16 protein-coding genes are annotated in these 15,969 nt (G+C 52.4%); 11 read left to right on the forward strand and 5 right to left on the reverse strand.

Translation table 11 applies throughout. The features are described from left to right. Nucleotides 1-6: 6 nt before the first annotated feature. The 11 genes from rpe (at nucleotide 7) to ACK8NJ_RS01780 (ending at nucleotide 10,001) form a co-directional block, all read left to right on the forward strand. A complete protein-coding gene (gene rpe, locus ACK8NJ_RS01730; RefSeq protein ID WP_000816280.1) occupies nucleotides 7-684 on the forward strand; it encodes a ribulose-phosphate 3-epimerase in 678 nt (225 codons plus the stop codon). After that, nucleotides 677-1,435: a phosphoglycolate phosphatase gene (gph, locus tag ACK8NJ_RS01735; protein ID WP_001031735.1), complete on the forward strand. Its 759-nt coding sequence runs from the start codon at nucleotides 677-679 to the stop codon at nucleotides 1,433-1,435. The genes rpe and gph overlap by 8 nt, the downstream gene beginning before the upstream one ends. Then, nucleotides 1,428-2,432 carry a tryptophan--tRNA ligase gene (gene trpS / locus ACK8NJ_RS01740; protein WP_000165543.1) on the forward strand — a complete coding sequence of 335 codons (1,005 nt, stop codon included), beginning with the start codon at nucleotides 1,428-1,430 and terminating at the stop codon, nucleotides 2,430-2,432. Before gph ends, trpS begins: the two co-directional genes overlap by 8 nt. A 159-nt stretch (nucleotides 2,433-2,591) precedes the next feature. Next, nucleotides 2,592-3,497, forward strand: a complete 906-nt coding sequence (gene yhfZ / locus ACK8NJ_RS01745; RefSeq protein WP_001254817.1) for a GntR family transcriptional regulator YhfZ — start codon at nucleotides 2,592-2,594, stop codon at nucleotides 3,495-3,497. A 16-nt stretch (nucleotides 3,498-3,513) separates the two neighbouring features. Further along, nucleotides 3,514-3,876 carry a hypothetical protein gene (locus ACK8NJ_RS01750; protein ID WP_001469389.1) on the forward strand — a complete coding sequence of 121 codons (363 nt, stop codon included), beginning with the start codon at nucleotides 3,514-3,516 and terminating at the stop codon, nucleotides 3,874-3,876. Between the two features lie 83 nt (nucleotides 3,877-3,959). Continuing rightward, nucleotides 3,960-5,123, forward strand: coding sequence for a YhfX family PLP-dependent enzyme (locus tag ACK8NJ_RS01755; protein WP_083576109.1), 1,164 nt, complete (start codon nucleotides 3,960-3,962; stop codon nucleotides 5,121-5,123). Then, a complete protein-coding gene (locus ACK8NJ_RS01760; RefSeq protein ID WP_411962073.1) occupies nucleotides 5,123-6,349 on the forward strand; it encodes a phosphopentomutase in 1,227 nt (408 codons plus the stop codon). Before ACK8NJ_RS01755 ends, ACK8NJ_RS01760 begins: the two co-directional genes overlap by 1 nt. Next, nucleotides 6,346-7,224: a phosphotriesterase-related protein gene (locus ACK8NJ_RS01765; protein ID WP_411962074.1), complete on the forward strand. Its 879-nt coding sequence runs from the start codon at nucleotides 6,346-6,348 to the stop codon at nucleotides 7,222-7,224. The genes ACK8NJ_RS01760 and ACK8NJ_RS01765 overlap by 4 nt, the downstream gene beginning before the upstream one ends. Nucleotides 7,225-7,234: 10 nt before the next feature. Then, the gene (locus ACK8NJ_RS01770) at nucleotides 7,235-7,588 is read left to right on the forward strand and encodes a DUF2620 domain-containing protein (RefSeq protein ID WP_000719728.1); all 354 of its coding nucleotides are present in this window, start codon (nucleotides 7,235-7,237) and stop codon (nucleotides 7,586-7,588) included. Between the two features lie 11 nt (nucleotides 7,589-7,599). Continuing rightward, nucleotides 7,600-8,904, forward strand: a complete 1,305-nt coding sequence (locus tag ACK8NJ_RS01775; RefSeq protein ID WP_000366862.1) for a YhfT family protein — start codon at nucleotides 7,600-7,602, stop codon at nucleotides 8,902-8,904. A gap of 11 nt (nucleotides 8,905-8,915) precedes the next feature. Beyond that, complete coding sequence (locus tag ACK8NJ_RS01780; protein ID WP_000847122.1) at nucleotides 8,916-10,001, forward strand: aminotransferase class I/II-fold pyridoxal phosphate-dependent enzyme; 1,086 nt, start codon at nucleotides 8,916-8,918, stop codon at nucleotides 9,999-10,001. Nucleotides 10,002-10,107: 106 nt separating this feature from the next. Here ACK8NJ_RS01780 and ACK8NJ_RS01785 read toward each other — a convergent pair whose 3' ends face one another. From ACK8NJ_RS01785 to nirB, 5 genes are all read right to left on the reverse strand, one after another. Continuing rightward, nucleotides 10,108-10,275: a YhfL family protein gene (locus ACK8NJ_RS01785; protein WP_001031834.1), complete on the reverse strand. Its 168-nt coding sequence runs from the start codon at nucleotides 10,273-10,275 to the stop codon at nucleotides 10,108-10,110. Nucleotides 10,276-10,526: 251 nt separating this feature from the next. Beyond that, nucleotides 10,527-11,900: a siroheme synthase CysG gene (cysG, locus tag ACK8NJ_RS01790; protein ID WP_000349855.1), complete on the reverse strand. Its 1,374-nt coding sequence runs from the start codon at nucleotides 11,898-11,900 to the stop codon at nucleotides 10,527-10,529. 18 nt (nucleotides 11,901-11,918) lie between these two features. Continuing rightward, nucleotides 11,919-12,725: a nitrite transporter NirC gene (gene nirC / locus ACK8NJ_RS01795; RefSeq protein ID WP_097494150.1), complete on the reverse strand. Its 807-nt coding sequence runs from the start codon at nucleotides 12,723-12,725 to the stop codon at nucleotides 11,919-11,921. Between the two features lie 125 nt (nucleotides 12,726-12,850). Continuing rightward, entirely contained in the window at nucleotides 12,851-13,177 is a 327-nt protein-coding gene (gene nirD, locus ACK8NJ_RS01800) for a nitrite reductase small subunit NirD (RefSeq protein WP_000084762.1), read from the reverse strand. Then, nucleotides 13,174-15,717 (reverse strand): NADPH-nitrite reductase large subunit, encoded by a 2,544-nt coding sequence (gene nirB, locus ACK8NJ_RS01805; RefSeq protein ID WP_411962075.1) that lies wholly within the window; start codon nucleotides 15,715-15,717, stop codon nucleotides 13,174-13,176. The genes nirD and nirB overlap by 4 nt, the downstream gene beginning before the upstream one ends. Between the last annotated feature and the right edge of the window lie 252 nt (nucleotides 15,718-15,969).

Raw genomic sequence — 15,969 nt, forward strand, 5'->3', positions numbered from 1 at the left:
AAGCGGATGAAACAGTATTTGATTGCCCCCTCAATTCTGTCGGCTGATTTTGCCCGCCTGGGTGAAGATACCGCAAAAGCCCTGGCAGCTGGCGCTGATGTCGTGCATTTTGACGTCATGGATAACCACTATGTTCCCAATCTGACGATTGGGCCAATGGTGCTGAAATCCTTGCGTAACTACGGCATTACCGCCCCTATCGACGTACACCTGATGGTGAAACCCGTCGATCGCATTGTGCCTGATTTCGCTGCCGCTGGTGCCAGCATCATTACCTTTCATCCAGAAGCCTCCGAGCATGTTGACCGCACGCTGCAACTGATTAAAGAAAATGGCTGTAAAGCGGGTCTGGTATTTAATCCGGCGACACCGCTGAGCTATCTGGATTACGTGATGGATAAGTTGGATGTGATCCTGCTGATGTCCGTCAACCCAGGTTTCGGCGGTCAGTCTTTCATTCCGCAAACACTGGATAAACTGCGCGAAGTACGTCGTCGTATCGACGAGTCTGGCTTTGACATTCGACTGGAAGTGGACGGTGGCGTGAAGGTGAACAACATTGGCGAAATCGCTGCGGCGGGCGCGGATATGTTCGTCGCCGGTTCGGCAATCTTCGACCAGCCAGACTACAAAAAAGTCATTGATGAAATGCGCAGTGAACTGGCAAAGGTAAGTCATGAATAAGTTTGAAGATATTCGCGGCGTCGCTTTTGATCTCGATGGTACGCTGGTGGACAGTGCTCCTGGCTTGGCTACCGCAGTAGATATGGCGCTGTATGCGCTGGAGTTGCCCGTCGCAGGTGAAGAACGCGTTATAACCTGGATTGGTAACGGCGCAGATGTTCTGATGGAGCGCGCATTGACCTGGGCGCGTCAGGAACGTGCGACTCTGCGTAAAACAATGGGTAAACCGCCCGTTGATGACGACATTCCGGCAGAAGAACAGGTACGTATTCTGCGTAAATTGTTCGATCGCTACTATGGCGAGGTTGCCGAAGAGGGGACGTTTTTGTTCCCGCACGTTGCCGATACGCTGGGCGCATTGCAGGCTAAAGGCCTGCCGTTGGGCCTGGTCACCAACAAACCGACGCCGTTCGTCGCGCCGCTGCTCGAAGCCTTAGATATCGCCAAATACTTCAGCGTGGTGATTGGTGGTGATGATGTGCAAAACAAAAAACCGCATCCGGACCCGCTGTTACTGGTGGCTGAGCGGATGGGAATTGCTCCACAACAGATGCTGTTTGTTGGCGACTCACGCAATGATATTCAGGCAGCAAAAGCGGCAGGTTGCCCATCAGTTGGCTTAACCTACGGATATAACTACGGCGAGGCTATCGATCTCAGCCAGCCTGATGTAATTTATCAGTCTATAAATGACCTTCTGCCCGCATTAGGGCTTCCGCATAGCGAAAATCAGGAATCGAAAAATGACTAAGCCCATCGTTTTTAGTGGCGCACAGCCCTCAGGTGAATTGACCATTGGTAACTACATGGGTGCGCTGCGTCAGTGGGTAAACATGCAGGATGACTACCATTGCATTTACTGTATCGTTGACCAACACGCGATCACCGTGCGCCAGGATGCACAGAAGCTGCGTAAAGCGACGCTGGATACGCTGGCCTTGTATCTGGCTTGTGGTATCGATCCTGAGAAAAGCACCATTTTTGTTCAGTCCCACGTGCCGGAACATGCACAGTTAGGCTGGGCACTGAACTGCTATACCTACTTCGGCGAACTGAGCCGCATGACGCAGTTTAAAGATAAATCTGCGCGTTATGCCGAGAACATCAACGCTGGTCTGTTTGACTATCCGGTGCTGATGGCTGCGGACATCCTGCTGTATCAAACTAATCTGGTGCCGGTGGGTGAAGACCAGAAACAGCACCTGGAACTGAGCCGCGATATCGCCCAGCGTTTCAACGCGCTGTATGGCGATATCTTTAAGGTGCCAGAGCCGTTTATTCCGAAATCTGGCGCGCGCGTAATGTCGCTGCTGGAGCCGACCAAGAAGATGTCCAAGTCTGACGATAATCGCAATAACGTTATCGGCCTGCTGGAAGATCCGAAATCGGTAGTGAAGAAAATCAAACGCGCGGTCACTGACTCCGACGAGCCGCCGGTAGTTCGCTACGATGTGCAGAATAAAGCGGGCGTTTCCAACCTGCTGGATATCCTTTCTGCGGTAACGGGCCAGAGCATCCCGGAACTGGAAAAACAGTTCGAAGGCAAGATGTATGGTCATCTGAAAGGCGAAGTGGCTGATGCCGTTTCCGGTATGCTGACTGAATTGCAGGAACGCTATCACCGTTTCCGCAATGACGAAGCCTTCCTGCAACAGGTGATGAAAGATGGCGCTGAAAAAGCCAGCGCACACGCTTCCCGTACGCTAAAAGCGGTGTACGAAGCGATTGGTTTTGTGGCGAAGCCGTAATTTAACATTAATGCCAAAAACCGGGGAAACCCGGTTTTTTTATCCTCATTTGCAATAATCCGAAAAAATGTGAAGCGTCTCGCCGTTTCCACATCTCGCAGTTGCCACTTATCTTCATTTTTATGAAGATATAAATATTCACTTTATTGAAAATTTACTATGCGTCGAACGTTTATCAAAAAAGAAGGCGTCGTCATCACGACACTGGCCCGTTATTTGTTGGGTGAAAAGTGCGGTAATCGACTGAAAACCATAGATGAACTGGCAACTGAATGCCGTTCATCCGTTGGCCTGACGCAGGCCGCGTTGAAAACGCTGGAATCAAGCGGAGCGATACGGATAGAACGCCGTGGGCGTAATGGCAGTTATCTGGTGGAAATGGATAACAAAGCATTGCTGAGTCATGTGGATATCAACAATGTGGTGTGCGCGATGCCCTTGCCCTATACCCGTTTGTACGAAGGCCTGGCGAGCGGATTGAAAGCCCAATTTGATGGCATTCCTTTTTACTATGCGCACATGCGCGGCGCGGATATTCGCGTGGAGTGTCTGCTTAATGGCGTGTATGACATGGCGGTGGTTTCCCGACTGGCGGCGGAAAGTTATCTCACGCAAAAAGGGTTATGCCTCGCGCTGGAGCTGGGGCCGCACACCTACGTTGGCGAGCACCAGTTGATTTGCCGTAAAGGCGAGTCCGCAAACGTGAAGCGCGTGGGGCTGGATAACCGTTCGGCGGATCAGAAAATCATGACCGATGTCTTTTTTGGCGATAGTGATGTGGAACGTGTCGATCTCTCTTATCACGAGAGTTTACAACGCATTGTTAAAGGCGATGTCGATGCGGTTATCTGGAACGTGGTGGCGGAAAACGAACTGACCATGCTGGGATTAGAAGCGACGCCGCTCACAGACGATCCGCGATTTTTACAGGCCACCGAAGCCGTGGTTTTGACGCGAGTCGATGATTACCCGATGCAACAATTGCTGCGTGCAGTTGTTGATAAACAGGCCCTGCTTGCCCATCAACAACGAGTGGTCAGTGGGGAACAGGAACCCAGTTATTAAACCAAAGGCATCTGAAATGGAAACCAGACTCAACCTGCTTTGCGATGCAGGCGTTATTGATAAGGACATCTGCAAAGGCATGATGCAGGTCGTCAACGTACTGGAAACAGAGTGTCATCTACCGGTGCGCAGCGAGCAAGGAATGATGGCGATGACACATATGGCGAGCGCACTGATGCGCAGTCGCCGTGGTGAAGAAATAGAGCCGCTGGACGCCGAATTGCTGGCAGAACTGGCGCAATCCAGCCACTGGCAAGCCGTTGTGCAATTGCATCAGGTGTTGTTGAAGGAATTTACACTGGAAGTTAACCCGTGTGAAGAAGGCTATTTGCTGGCCAACCTTTATGGATTATGGATGGCTGCTAACGAAGAGGTTTGAAGCTCCCGACAAATCCACGTCGCACAACCTAAATATTCAAAAAAATGAATATTTAATTCAAGGAACAGAAACGAGGCAACAAGATGTTTGTAGAAGCATTGAAACGCCAGAACCCGGCGCTAATTTCCGCCGCACTAAGCTTGTGGCAAAAGGGCAAGATCGCCCCGGACAGCTGGGTGATCGACGTGGATCAGATACTGGAAAACGGTAAGCGGCTGATTGAGACGGCGCGGCTTTACGGCATTGAACTGTATCTGATGACCAAGCAGTTTGGTCGTAATCCGTGGCTGGCGGAAAAACTGCTGCCATTAGGCTACAGCGGCATTGTGGCGGTGGATTACAAAGAGGCGCGAGTCATGCGCCGCGCCGGTTTGCCGGTGGCGCATCAGGGGCATCTGGTACAAATCCCTTGTCATCAGGTTGCTGACGCCGTTGAACAGGGCACCGACGTTATCACCGTGTTTACTCTCGACAAAGCGCGGGAAGTTTCTGCGGCAGCGGTGAAGGCCGGACGTGTGCAGTCTGTGCTGCTCAAAGTTTATAGCGACGATGATTTTCTTTATCCGGGGCAGGAGAGCGGTTTTGTACAGCATTCGCTGCACGAGGTGGTTGCTGAAATTAAGAAACTGCCGGGGTTGCATTTAGCTGGACTAACCCATTTCCCTTGCCTGCTTTGGGATGAGGCTGCCGGGAAAGTTTTGCCGACACCGAATCTTCACACGTTGATACAGGCACGGGAGCAACTAGCGAAATCTGGTATTGCGATTGAGCAACTGAACGCACCTTCTGCGACCAGCTGCACTTCGCTGCCATTGCTGGCGGAATACGGTGTGACTCATGCCGAACCCGGTCATGCGCTGACGGGCACTATTCCGGCAAACCAGCAGGGCGATCAGCCTGAACGTATCGCGATGCTCTGGTTAAGTGAAATCTCCCATCATTTCCGTGGCGACAGCTACTGCTACGGCGGCGGTTACTACCGTCGTGGTCATGCGCAACATGCGCTGGTGTTTACGCCAGAAAATCAAAAGATTACTGAAACCAATCTCAAAACTGTGGATGACAGCAGTATCGACTACACCCTGCCGCTGGCAGGCGAGTTTCCGGTAAGCAGTGCAGTAGTGCTCTGTTTTCGCACGCAGATTTTTGTCACCCGTAGCGATGTGGTGTTGCTGTCCGGTATTCACCGTGGCGAACCAGAAATCGTCGGTCGTTATGACAGTCTTGGAAACTCTCTGGGGGCGTAATGGCGCGATTTGTGGTGTTAGTGATTGATAGCTTTGGCGTAGGGGCAATGAAAGATGTCACGTTGGTGCGTCCGCAGGATGCCGGGGCGAATACCTGTGGTCACATCCTGAGCCAGTTGCCGCATTTGCAGCTACCAGCGCTGGAGAAGCTGGGGCTAATCAACGCATTGGGTTATGCGCCAGGTGATATGCAGCCATCAGACTCCGCAACCTGGGGTGTGGCAGAGCTGCAACATGAAGGTGGCGATACCTTTATGGGGCATCAGGAAATTTTAGGCACGCGCCCGTTACCGCCGCTGCGGATGCCTTTTCGCGATGTGATTGACCGTGTTGAGCAGGCATTAGTTTCCGCTGGCTGGCAGGTTGAGCGTCGTGGCGATGATCTGCAATTTCTGTGGGTCAATCAGGCGGTTGCGATTGGCGATAATCTCGAGGCGGATTTAGGTCAGGTCTATAACATCACCGCCAATCTCTCTGTGATCTCTTTTGACGACGCAATCAAAATTGGTTGTATCGTGCGTGAGCAGGTACAGGTCGGTCGGGTCATTACATTTGGTGGCCTGTTAACCGACAGCCAGCGCATCCTCGATGCCGCAGAAAGCAAAGAAGGGCGCTTTATTGGCATCAATGCGCCGCGTTCTGGCGCTTATGACAACGGCTTCCAGGTCGTGCATATGGGCTACGGCGTCGATGAAAAAGTGCAGGTGCCACAAAAATTGTATGAAGCGGGCGTGCCAACCGTGCTGGTGGGTAAGGTGGCGGATATCGTCAGCAATCCTTATGGCGTGAGCTGGCAAAACCTGGTGGATAGCCAGCGGATTATGGATATCACCCTCAACGAATTTAACACCCATCCGACGGCGTTTATTTGTACCAATATCCAGGAAACCGACCTCGCTGGTCATGCAGAAGACGTCGCACGTTATGCGGAACGTTTGCAGGTCGTTGACCGTAACCTTGCCCGGCTTATTGAGGCGATGCAGCCAGATGATTGCCTGGTCGTGATGGCGGATCACGGTAACGATCCGACCATTGGTCACAGCCACCATACCCGCGAAGTGGTGCCAGTGCTGGTTTATCAGCAAGGGATGGTCGCTACGCAGCTTGGTGTGCGCACCACGCTTTCTGATGTGGGGGCTACCGTATGTGAATTTTTCCGTGCGCCACCGCCACAAAATGGTCGCTCTTTTCTTTCCTCCCTCCGGTTTGCAGGAGACACCCTATGAGTTTTGATCCGACGGGCTACACCCTCGCCCATGAGCATCTGCATATTGATCTCTCCGGCTTTAAAAACAACGTGGACTGCCGCCTTGATCAGTATGCGTTCATTTGCCAGGAAATGAACGACCTGATGGCCCAGGGCGTGCGTAATGTGATTGAGATGACCAACCGTTATATGGGGCGCAATGCGCAATTTATGCTCGATGTAATGCGCGAAACCGGCATCAACGTGGTGGCCTGTACCGGTTATTACCAGGATGCGTTTTTCCCGCAACATGTGGCGACCCGCAGCGCGCAGGAACTGGCGCAAGAGATGGTCGATGAAATTGAACAGGGTATCGATGGCACGGAGCTGAAAGCCGGGATCATCGCGGAGATCGGCTCCAGCGAAGGGAAGATTACGCCGCTGGAAGAGAAGGTATTTATTGCCGCCGCGCTGGCGCATAACCAGACCGGACGCCCGATCTCCACGCATACCTCTTTTAGCACCATGGGGCTGGAACAACTGGCGCTACTGCAAGCCCACGGAGTTGATCTTTCGCGCGTCACTGTTGGCCACTGCGATCTGAAAGACAACCTCGACAACATTTTGAAGATGATCGATCTCGGCGCGTATGTGCAGTTCGACACCATCGGCAAGAACAGTTACTACCCGGACGAAAAGCGCATTGCGATGCTTCACGCGCTACGTGACCGTGGTTTGCTGAACCGCGTCATGCTGTCGATGGATATTACGCGCCGCTCCCATTTAAAAGCCAACGGTGGTTATGGCTATGACTATTTATTGACCACCTTTATTCCGCAATTGCGCCAGTCAGGATTCAGTCAGGCCGATGTGGATGTGATGTTACGTGAAACTCCCTCTCAATTTTTCCAATAAGGACAGACTCATGAAAAAGATTGGCGTTGCAGGCTTACAGCGTGAGCAGATTAAAAAAACCATTGAAGCGACGGCTCCTGGCTGTTTTGAAGTTTTCATTCACAACGACATGGAAGCGGCAATGAAAGTGAAATCCGGGCAACTGGATTACTACATCGGCGCGTGTAATACCGGTGCGGGCGCGGCATTGTCGATTGCCATCGCGGTGATTGGCTATAACAAAAGTTGCACCATTGCCAAACCAGGCATTAAAGCGAAAGACGAACATATCGCCAAAATGATCGCCGAAGGGAAAGTGGCGTTTGGGCTTTCCGTTGAGCATGTCGAACACGCGATTCCGATGCTGATTAACCATCTGAAATAAAAGGCACGACTATGGATCTGTATATTCAGATTATCGTGGTGGCGTGCCTGACGGGTATGACATCGCTTCTGGCGCATCGCTCGGCAGCCGTTTTTCATGACGGTATCCGCCCGATCCTGCCGCAACTGATTGAAGGCTATATGAACCGTCGCGAGGCGGGGAGTATCGCTTTTGGTCTGAGCATTGGTTTTGTGGCCTCGGTGGGGATCTCTTTTACCCTGAAAACCGGGCTGCTCAACGCATGGTTACTCTTTCTTCCTACCGATATCCTCGGCGTACTGGCGATAAACAGCCTGATGGCGTTTGGTCTTGGCGCTATCTGGGGCGTGTTGATCCTTACTTGCCTGTTGCCGGTAAACCAGCTGCTGACCGCGCTACCGGTGGATGTATTAGGTAGCCTGGGGGAATTAAGCTCGCCGGTGGTTTCAGCTTTTGCACTATTCCCGTTGGTGGCGATTTTCTACCAGTTTGGCTGGAAGCAAAGTCTGATCGCCGCCGTGGTGGTACTGATGACCCGTGTGGTGGTAGTGCGCTATTTCCCGCATCTCAATCCGGAATCCATCGAAATCTTTATTGGCATGGTGATGCTGCTGGGGATCGCGATAACTCACGACCTGCGTCATCGTGATGAAAATGATATTGATGCCAGCGGGCTTTCGGTGTTTGAAGAACGCACGTCGCGGATTATCAAAAACTTACCGTATATCGCCATCGTGGGAGCATTGATTGCCGCCGTTGCCAGCATGAAGATTTTCGCCGGTAGTGAAGTGTCGATCTTCACTCTGGAGAAAGCGTACTCCGCAGGCGTAACGCCGGAACAATCGCAAACGCTGATCAACCAGGCGGCACTGGCAGAATTTATGCGCGGGCTGGGTTTTGTACCGTTGATTGCCACCACCGCCTTAGCAACGGGTGTGTATGCAGTTGCGGGCTTTACCTTTGTTTATGCGGTGGGCTATCTCTCGCCGAATCCGATGGTTGCAGCGGTATTAGGCGCAGTGGTTATTTCGGCGGAAGTCTTGCTGCTTCGTTCGATCGGCAAATGGCTGGGACGCTACCCGTCGGTACGTAATGCGTCGGATAACATCCGTAACGCCATGAATATGCTGATGGAAGTGGCTCTTCTGGTCGGTTCGATTTTCGCAGCAATTAAGATGGCGGGTTATACCGGATTCTCTATCGCGGTTGCCATTTACTTCCTCAACGAATCCCTGGGCCGTCCGGTACAGAAAATGGCGGCACCGGTCGTGGCCGTAATGATCACCGGTATTCTGCTGAATGTTCTTTACTGGCTTGGCCTGTTCGTTCCGGCTTAAGGAAGGCACCTATGAAGACGTTTCCTCTGCAAAGCCTGACGATTATTGAGGCGCAGCAAAAGCAGTTTGCGCTGGTGGATAGCATTTGTCGCCATTTTCCTGGTAGCGAATTTCTTACCTGCGGTGATTTGGGCTTAACGCCGGGACTGAATCAACCGCGCATTACCCAGCGTGTGGAACAGGTGCTGGCTGATGCATTTCACGCACAGGCTGCGGCGCTGGTGCAGGGCGCGGGTACTGGCGCGATTCGTGCGGCGTTGGCGGCTTTGCTCAAACCGGGGCAGCGTCTTCTGGTGCATGACGCGCCGGTTTACCCGACGACTCAGGTCATTATTGCGCAGATGGGGCTGACGCTTATTACTGCTGATTTCAATGACCTGTCGGCACTTAAGCAGGTCGTCGACGAGCAACAACCAGATGCCGCGCTGGTGCAGCATACGCGCCAGCAGCCGCAGGACAGCTATGTGCTGGCAGATGTGCTGGCAACGTTGCGCGCGGCAAGTGTTCCAGCCTTAACCGATGACAACTATGCGGTGATGAAGGTGGCACGCATTGGCTGTGAATGCGGGGCGAATGTCTCGACATTTTCCTGCTTCAAGCTATTTGGGCCAGAGGGTGTTGGTGCGGTGGTAGGCGATGCTGATGTTATTAACCGTATTCGCGCCACGCTCTACTCCGGCGGCAGCCAGATTCAGGGCGCTCAGGCGTTGGAAGTCTTGCGTGGGCTGGTGTTTGCGCCAGTGATGCACGCGGTGCAGGCGGGGGTATCTGAACGGTTGCTGGCTTTACTTAACGGTGGCGCAGTGGCGGAAGTGAAAAGCGCGGTGATTGCCAATGCGCAGTCGAAAGTGTTGATTGTGGAATTTCATCAGCCGATTGCCGCCAGGGTGCTGGAAGAGGCGCAAAAGCGCGGTGCCTTGCCTTACCCGGTTGGTGCAGAGTCGAAATATGAAATTCCGCCGCTTTTTTATCGACTTTCCGGAACGTTTCGCCAGGCGAATCCGCAACTCGAACATTACGCGATTCGCATTAACCCAAATCGCAGCGGTGAAGAGACGGTGCTGCGGATTTTGCGTGAGAGTATTGCCAGTATTTAATCTTGTGCATGATGTTTTCGAAAAGAATGCAGAAATAAATACGCCCTCGGGTAACCCCGAGGGCGTCAGGCAATTAAACCGGTGTTAGCCGATTTCTGTCAGAGACTTACTGTGCAGTAGGACCGCAACCGCCAATGATTTTAGAAATAGAAATTGCCGGGTGCAGCAGGTAGTCGTAAGAGCAGTTCTTATCACGGTTTTCAATATGACCAGTACATGCAGTTAACGTAGCCAGTACTGCGCCTACCAGTGCAACTTTAATAAATTTGTTCATTTACATTCCCTATGTATTATATATTAATTAATATTCATTGATTATATGAATATAAGCAGACTGCTCATTAAGAACGATACAGGAATATTCAATTAGCGTCAGTGAGCGATTGATTTAATTTTGTAAGTCGCTGTAACGGTGAATATAACCCATTAGCAGACAATATTTATTAAGGGGGTATGTTTTTATCTGCTGAATATATAAAGAGAGTTGTAAACGAAAAAGGCCAGACTTCTCTGGCCCTGGTTAAATTAATGGTTAGAGAACCAGTTCAATTTATCGCGCAGGCCAACAACCCGACCAATAATAATTAGCGATGGACTGTTCATTTGCTGCGCCAGTTCGCCCAGCTGCGTGAGCGTACCGTCAATCACGCGCTGCGTGACTGCCGTTCCGTTTTCGACAATTGCCACCGGCATTTCGCCAGGCATACCGTGTTCAATCAGCTTTTGCTGAATAGTCGCAGCCTGATTCAGCCCCATATAAAACACCAGCGTCTGTTTTTCTGCCGCCAGGTTTTCCCAGTCCAGTTCGCCACCGGTTTTTAAGTGTCCGGTAATTAAGCGTACGCTCTGGGCATAATCGCGATGCGTGAGCGGAATACCCGAATAGGCAGAGCAACCAGAAGCTGCGGTAATACCCGGAACCACCGAGAACGGAATACCCGCGTTACACAGTGTTTCCAGCTCTTCGCCACCACGGCCAAAAATAAACGGATCGCCGCCTTTCAGCCGCACCACGCGTTTGCCTTTTTGCGCTTCCCGCAGCAGGATCTGGTTTATCTCTTCCTGCGGTACGCAGTGGTATCCCGCGCGTTTGCCGACGAAAACGCGATCAGCATCGCGGCGTACCAGATTCATAATATCGTCAGAAACCAGACGGTCGTAGACCACCACATCTGCCTGCTGAATTTGTTGCAGACCCTTCAGTGTCAGCAGCCCGGCATCGCCCGGACCTGCGCCAACCAGCACCACTTCACCGCGATGGTCGAGCGGTTCGTTGATTAACTGTTCGGTCGTTTCAGTAATGGCTTTCTGATCGTTGTTTGCCAGCGACTGCGCCAGGCGGTCATTAACGAACAGTTTTTCCCAGAAACGGCGACGTTCACCCATTGTGGCGAACTGTTGTTTCACTCGCCCGCGTAATTGCCCGGCGTATTTCGCCACCTGGCCCAGATGCAACGGCAGCAGTGATTCAAGTTTTTCGCGTAACAGGCGCGCCAGAACCGGAGAGGTGCCGCCAGAGGAGACCGCGACCATTAGCGGTGAGCGGTCAATAATCGACGGCATAATAAAGCTGGCGGCTTTCGGCGCATCGACCACGTTACAGAAGATGCGACGAGCTTCAGCGGCTTCACTGACGCGCTGGTTAAGCGCGTCATCATCCGTCGCAGCAATCGCCAGCCAGCAGGTGTCGAGAAGGCTTTCATCAAATGGCCCTTCGACGAGGGTTAACATGCCTGCATCTGCCCATGCGGTGAACTGTGGAATAAACGCTAATGCATTCACCGTTAAGCGAGCGCCTGCGTCTAACAGCAACCTTGCTTTGCGTTCCGCGACATCACCACCGCCGACAATCAGACAGTCGCGATCGCGTAATTGGCAAAATATAGGCAAATGATCCACGTAAAAACCCCTTAGTAATTAACCGGCAGCTGTTTCAGTTTGATTAAATTTGTCCGCAACCGGACGATTCGCTTTCGGCGTAGCATACCAATAACCCAATCCCATGAATACGGCACCTGATAAAGTATTACCCAGCGTCACCCACAGCAGGTTATGACCAATACCCGCCAGCGTGTAGGCTTCGCTGTGGTTGCCAAACCAGGAGAGAGCGAACAGCGTCATGTTAGCGATGGAGTGCTCGTAGCCGGACGCGATAAATGCCAGCAGACACCACCAGATAGCGATAAATTTCGCCGCCCCTTCAGTGCGCAGCGCCATCCAGATTGCCAGGCAAACCAGCCAGTTACACAATGCACCTTTGAAGAACAGTACCATTGCCGGTGCAGTGGTTTTTGCCAGCGCGACGGAGTGAACGATGCTGGTATCTACCGGCAGCAGGCTACCGCCACCCCAGCTATAGAGCATGGCGACAAAGACGGAACCGACCAGGTTACCCAGCCAGGTTTGCGGCAGGATTGCCCACATTTGCCCGTGGCTGATAGTGCCCGCTTTCACTCCAAAGGTGAGGAACATGGTGTGTCCAGTGAACAGTTCAGAACCGGCGATAATCACCAGCGTTAAGGCGATACCAAAGGTCGCGCCCATCACCAGCGGACGTACGGACGGGGCGAGCAAATTACCGAGCGTGAAAATCAGGATGATCCCAAGACCCACATACGCCCCCGCCATTGCGGAGCTGACCCAGAAGCCGAGCGGGTTATTTGCCGACAGGCGTGCAATGCGCGCAGCGTTAGCTGCACACTTATTAATAGTGTCTGTAAACATTTGATTATCCTTTAAAAAATAAAAGCAAAAAATAAAACAAAAAGTTTAAAAAATGTCCTGCAATATATCGAAGGTTATTACAGGACCATGCAAAAAGGGGAGGCATTGCGCCTCCCGTTAAAACATTAACCGCGTAGCTGCACCACGCCGTCTTTCACTCGCGCGTCGTAATGCTTGACGGAAAACTGTTCGTCTTCCATGCACAAGCCGTCGCTTAAGCGAAAACGCTGTTTTTTCAGCGGGCTGGCGACCCACAGCTCGCCCTGGTGTTCCGCAATCAGCCCGCGTGACAGCACGCTGGACTCGAAGAACGGGTCGATGTTGCTGATCGCAAACACCTGGTCGCTGTGATACGGGCGGAAAATTGCTACCTGCTCGTCACCTAACAGCGCGCAGACGCCGGTTTCAGGCAGGATGTCATCGATTTTGCAGATGTCTTTCCACTGGCTCATGCGTTGTCCTCCACCAGAGTTACCGGGATACGTTCATACGGCGTTGCCGGACGGTGCTGTTCGCGCTCTGGCACCATCTGCACGTTCGGGTCACGCTTGTCGCTGTTGATGAAGTGTTTGAAGCGAGTCTGCGCGGACGGCGTATTGACCGTTTCAGTCCACTCACATACTACCGCTTCACGCAGGCGCGCCATCTCTTCTTCCAGATGTGCGTTCAGCCCCAGTTTGTCGTCAATGATCACCGCTTTCAGGTAATCGATGCCGCCTTCAAGGTTTTCTAACCACGGCGCGGTACGCGTCAGTTTGTCGGCGGTACGGATGTAGAACATCATGAAGCGGTCGAGATATTTGATCAGCGTTTCGCGATCGATATCCGCTACCAGCAGATCCGCATGACGCGGTTTCATGCCGCCGTTACCGCAAACATACAGGTTCCAGCCTTTTTCAGTGGCGATAATACCCACGTCCTTACCCTGAGCTTCTGAACATTCACGGGTACAGCCGGAGACACCGAACTTCATTTTGTGCGGAGTCCGGATGCCTTTGTAGCGGTTTTCCAGTTCCACGCCGAGGCCGACGCTGTCGCCCACGCCGTAGCGGCACCAGGTGCTACCCACGCAGGTTTTCGCCATACGCAGTGCTTTCGCATAGGCATGACCGGTTTCGAAGCCGGCTTCAATCAGCTGACGCCAGATCTCCGGCAGATCGTCTTTCTGTGCGCCAAACATCGCCAGGCGCTGGGAGCCGGTGATTTTGGTGTAGAGATTAAATTCACGCGCGATACGACCTACTGCCATCAGCCCTTCCGGGGTGATTTCACCGCCCGGAGAACGCGGGATCACCGAGTAGGTGCCGTCTTTCTGGATGTTAGCGAGGAAGTTGTCGTTAGAATCCTGCAGCGGAGTATGTTCCGGTTTCAGAATGTATTCGTTCCAGCAGGAGGCCAGCAGCGAACCGACGGTCGGTTTACAAACTTCACAACCGTAGCCTTTGCCGTGTTTCGCCAGCAGTTCTTCGAAGGTTTTAATGCCTTCAACGCGGATTAAATGGAACAGTTCCTGACGCGAATAAGCAAAGTGTTCGCACAGGTTGTTGTTAACTTCGATGCCCTGTTTCGCCAGTTCCGCGTTCAGTACCTGAGTGACCAGCGGGATACAGCCACCGCAGCCAGTACCCGCTTTGGTTTCAGCTTTCAGCGCCGCAACGGTGTGGCAGCCTTTGTTGATGGCAGCAATCAGATCACCTTTGGTGACGTCGAAGCAGGAGCAGATTTGCGCGCTGTCCGGCAGTTTATCAACACCGATAGACGGCTTACCGCTACCAGAGTGCGCCGGCAGAATCAGAGAATCCGGGTTTTCCGGCAGCTCGATAGCATTCAGCACCAGTTGCAGCAGGTTGCCGTAGTCGCTGGTATCGCCCACCAGTACCGCACCGAGCAGGGTTTTGTTGTCTTCGCTGACAATAAGGCGTTTGTAGATCTCTTTGCTTTCGTCGAGGTAAACGTAGCTACGTGCGCCAGGTGTGCGACCGTGCGCATCACCAATACCGCCTACGTCTACGCCCAGCAGTTTCAGCTTGGCGCTAAGGTCAGCACCTTCAAAGGCGTTTTCGCTACCGAGAATATGGTCAACGGCGACCTGCGCCATTTTGTAGCCTGGTGCTACCAGACCAAATACACGGTTGTTCCAGCTTGCGCATTCACCGATGGCGTAGATATCCGGATCGGAAGTCTGGCAGGAATCATTTATGACGATACCCCCACGCGGAGCAACGTCCAGACCACACTGGGTTGCCAGCTTATCGCGCGGACGGATACCAGTAGAGAAGACGATAAAGTCGACTTCCAGTTCGCTGCCGTCGGCAAAACGCATGGTTTTACGCGCTTCGACACCTTCCTGCACAATCTCAAGGGTGTTTTTGCTGGTGTGAACGCGCACGCCCATACTTTCGATTTTGCGACGCAGCTGCTCGCCACCCATCTGATCAAGCTGTTCCGCCATCAGCATAGGGGCAAATTCGATAACGTGGGTTTCAATACCTAAGTTTTTCAGCGCGCCAGCGGCTTCCAGACCTAACAGGCCGCCACCAACAACGGCACCGCGTTTGCTGCGACGGGCACAGGATTCAATGGCGTTGAGGTCTTCAATGGTGCGATAGACAAAGCAGTCCTGAGTATCAGAACCTTTGATTGGTGGGATCCACGGGTAGGAACCGGTCGCCATGATCAGCTTGTCATAAAAAACGGTGCGCCCGGCGCTGGAGTGAATCACCTTCTCCTGACGGTTGATGGTGATAGCGCGTTCGCCGACCAGAACTTTGATGCCGTGTTTCTCGTAGAAGCCTTCGCGCACCAGCGACAGCTCTTCGGCGGTGTGGTGAGAGAAGTAAGACGAGAGGTGTACGCGGTCATAAGCGATGCGCGGTTCTTCACAGAAAACGGTAATATCAAAGTTGGCCGCATCAGATTTATCAAGAAGATCTTCGATAAAGCGATGGCCGACCATACCGTTACCGATAATTGCGAGTCTGACTTTGCTCATTTTTGCCTCGATTTCTTTTCTATTACCGCCTACCTTAACGATTCAGCAACCCCGCTTATTGATGTAAATCAAATTCACCTTTATATACTCCTTAAGGGGTATATTGCTGATTTGTATAAATTTTCTTAAGTCACGGAATTGTCTGACATTTCATGTTTGTGCAAAAAACAGACAAAATGAACGGATTTATAGAAATAGATGTACGTAGCAGGGTAAGAGAGGAAAAGACCGGACGACGATAGCGCCGCCCGG

Source organism: Escherichia sp. F1 (assembly GCF_046764225.1).
Classification (GTDB): domain Bacteria; phylum Pseudomonadota; class Gammaproteobacteria; order Enterobacterales; family Enterobacteriaceae; genus Escherichia; species Escherichia coli.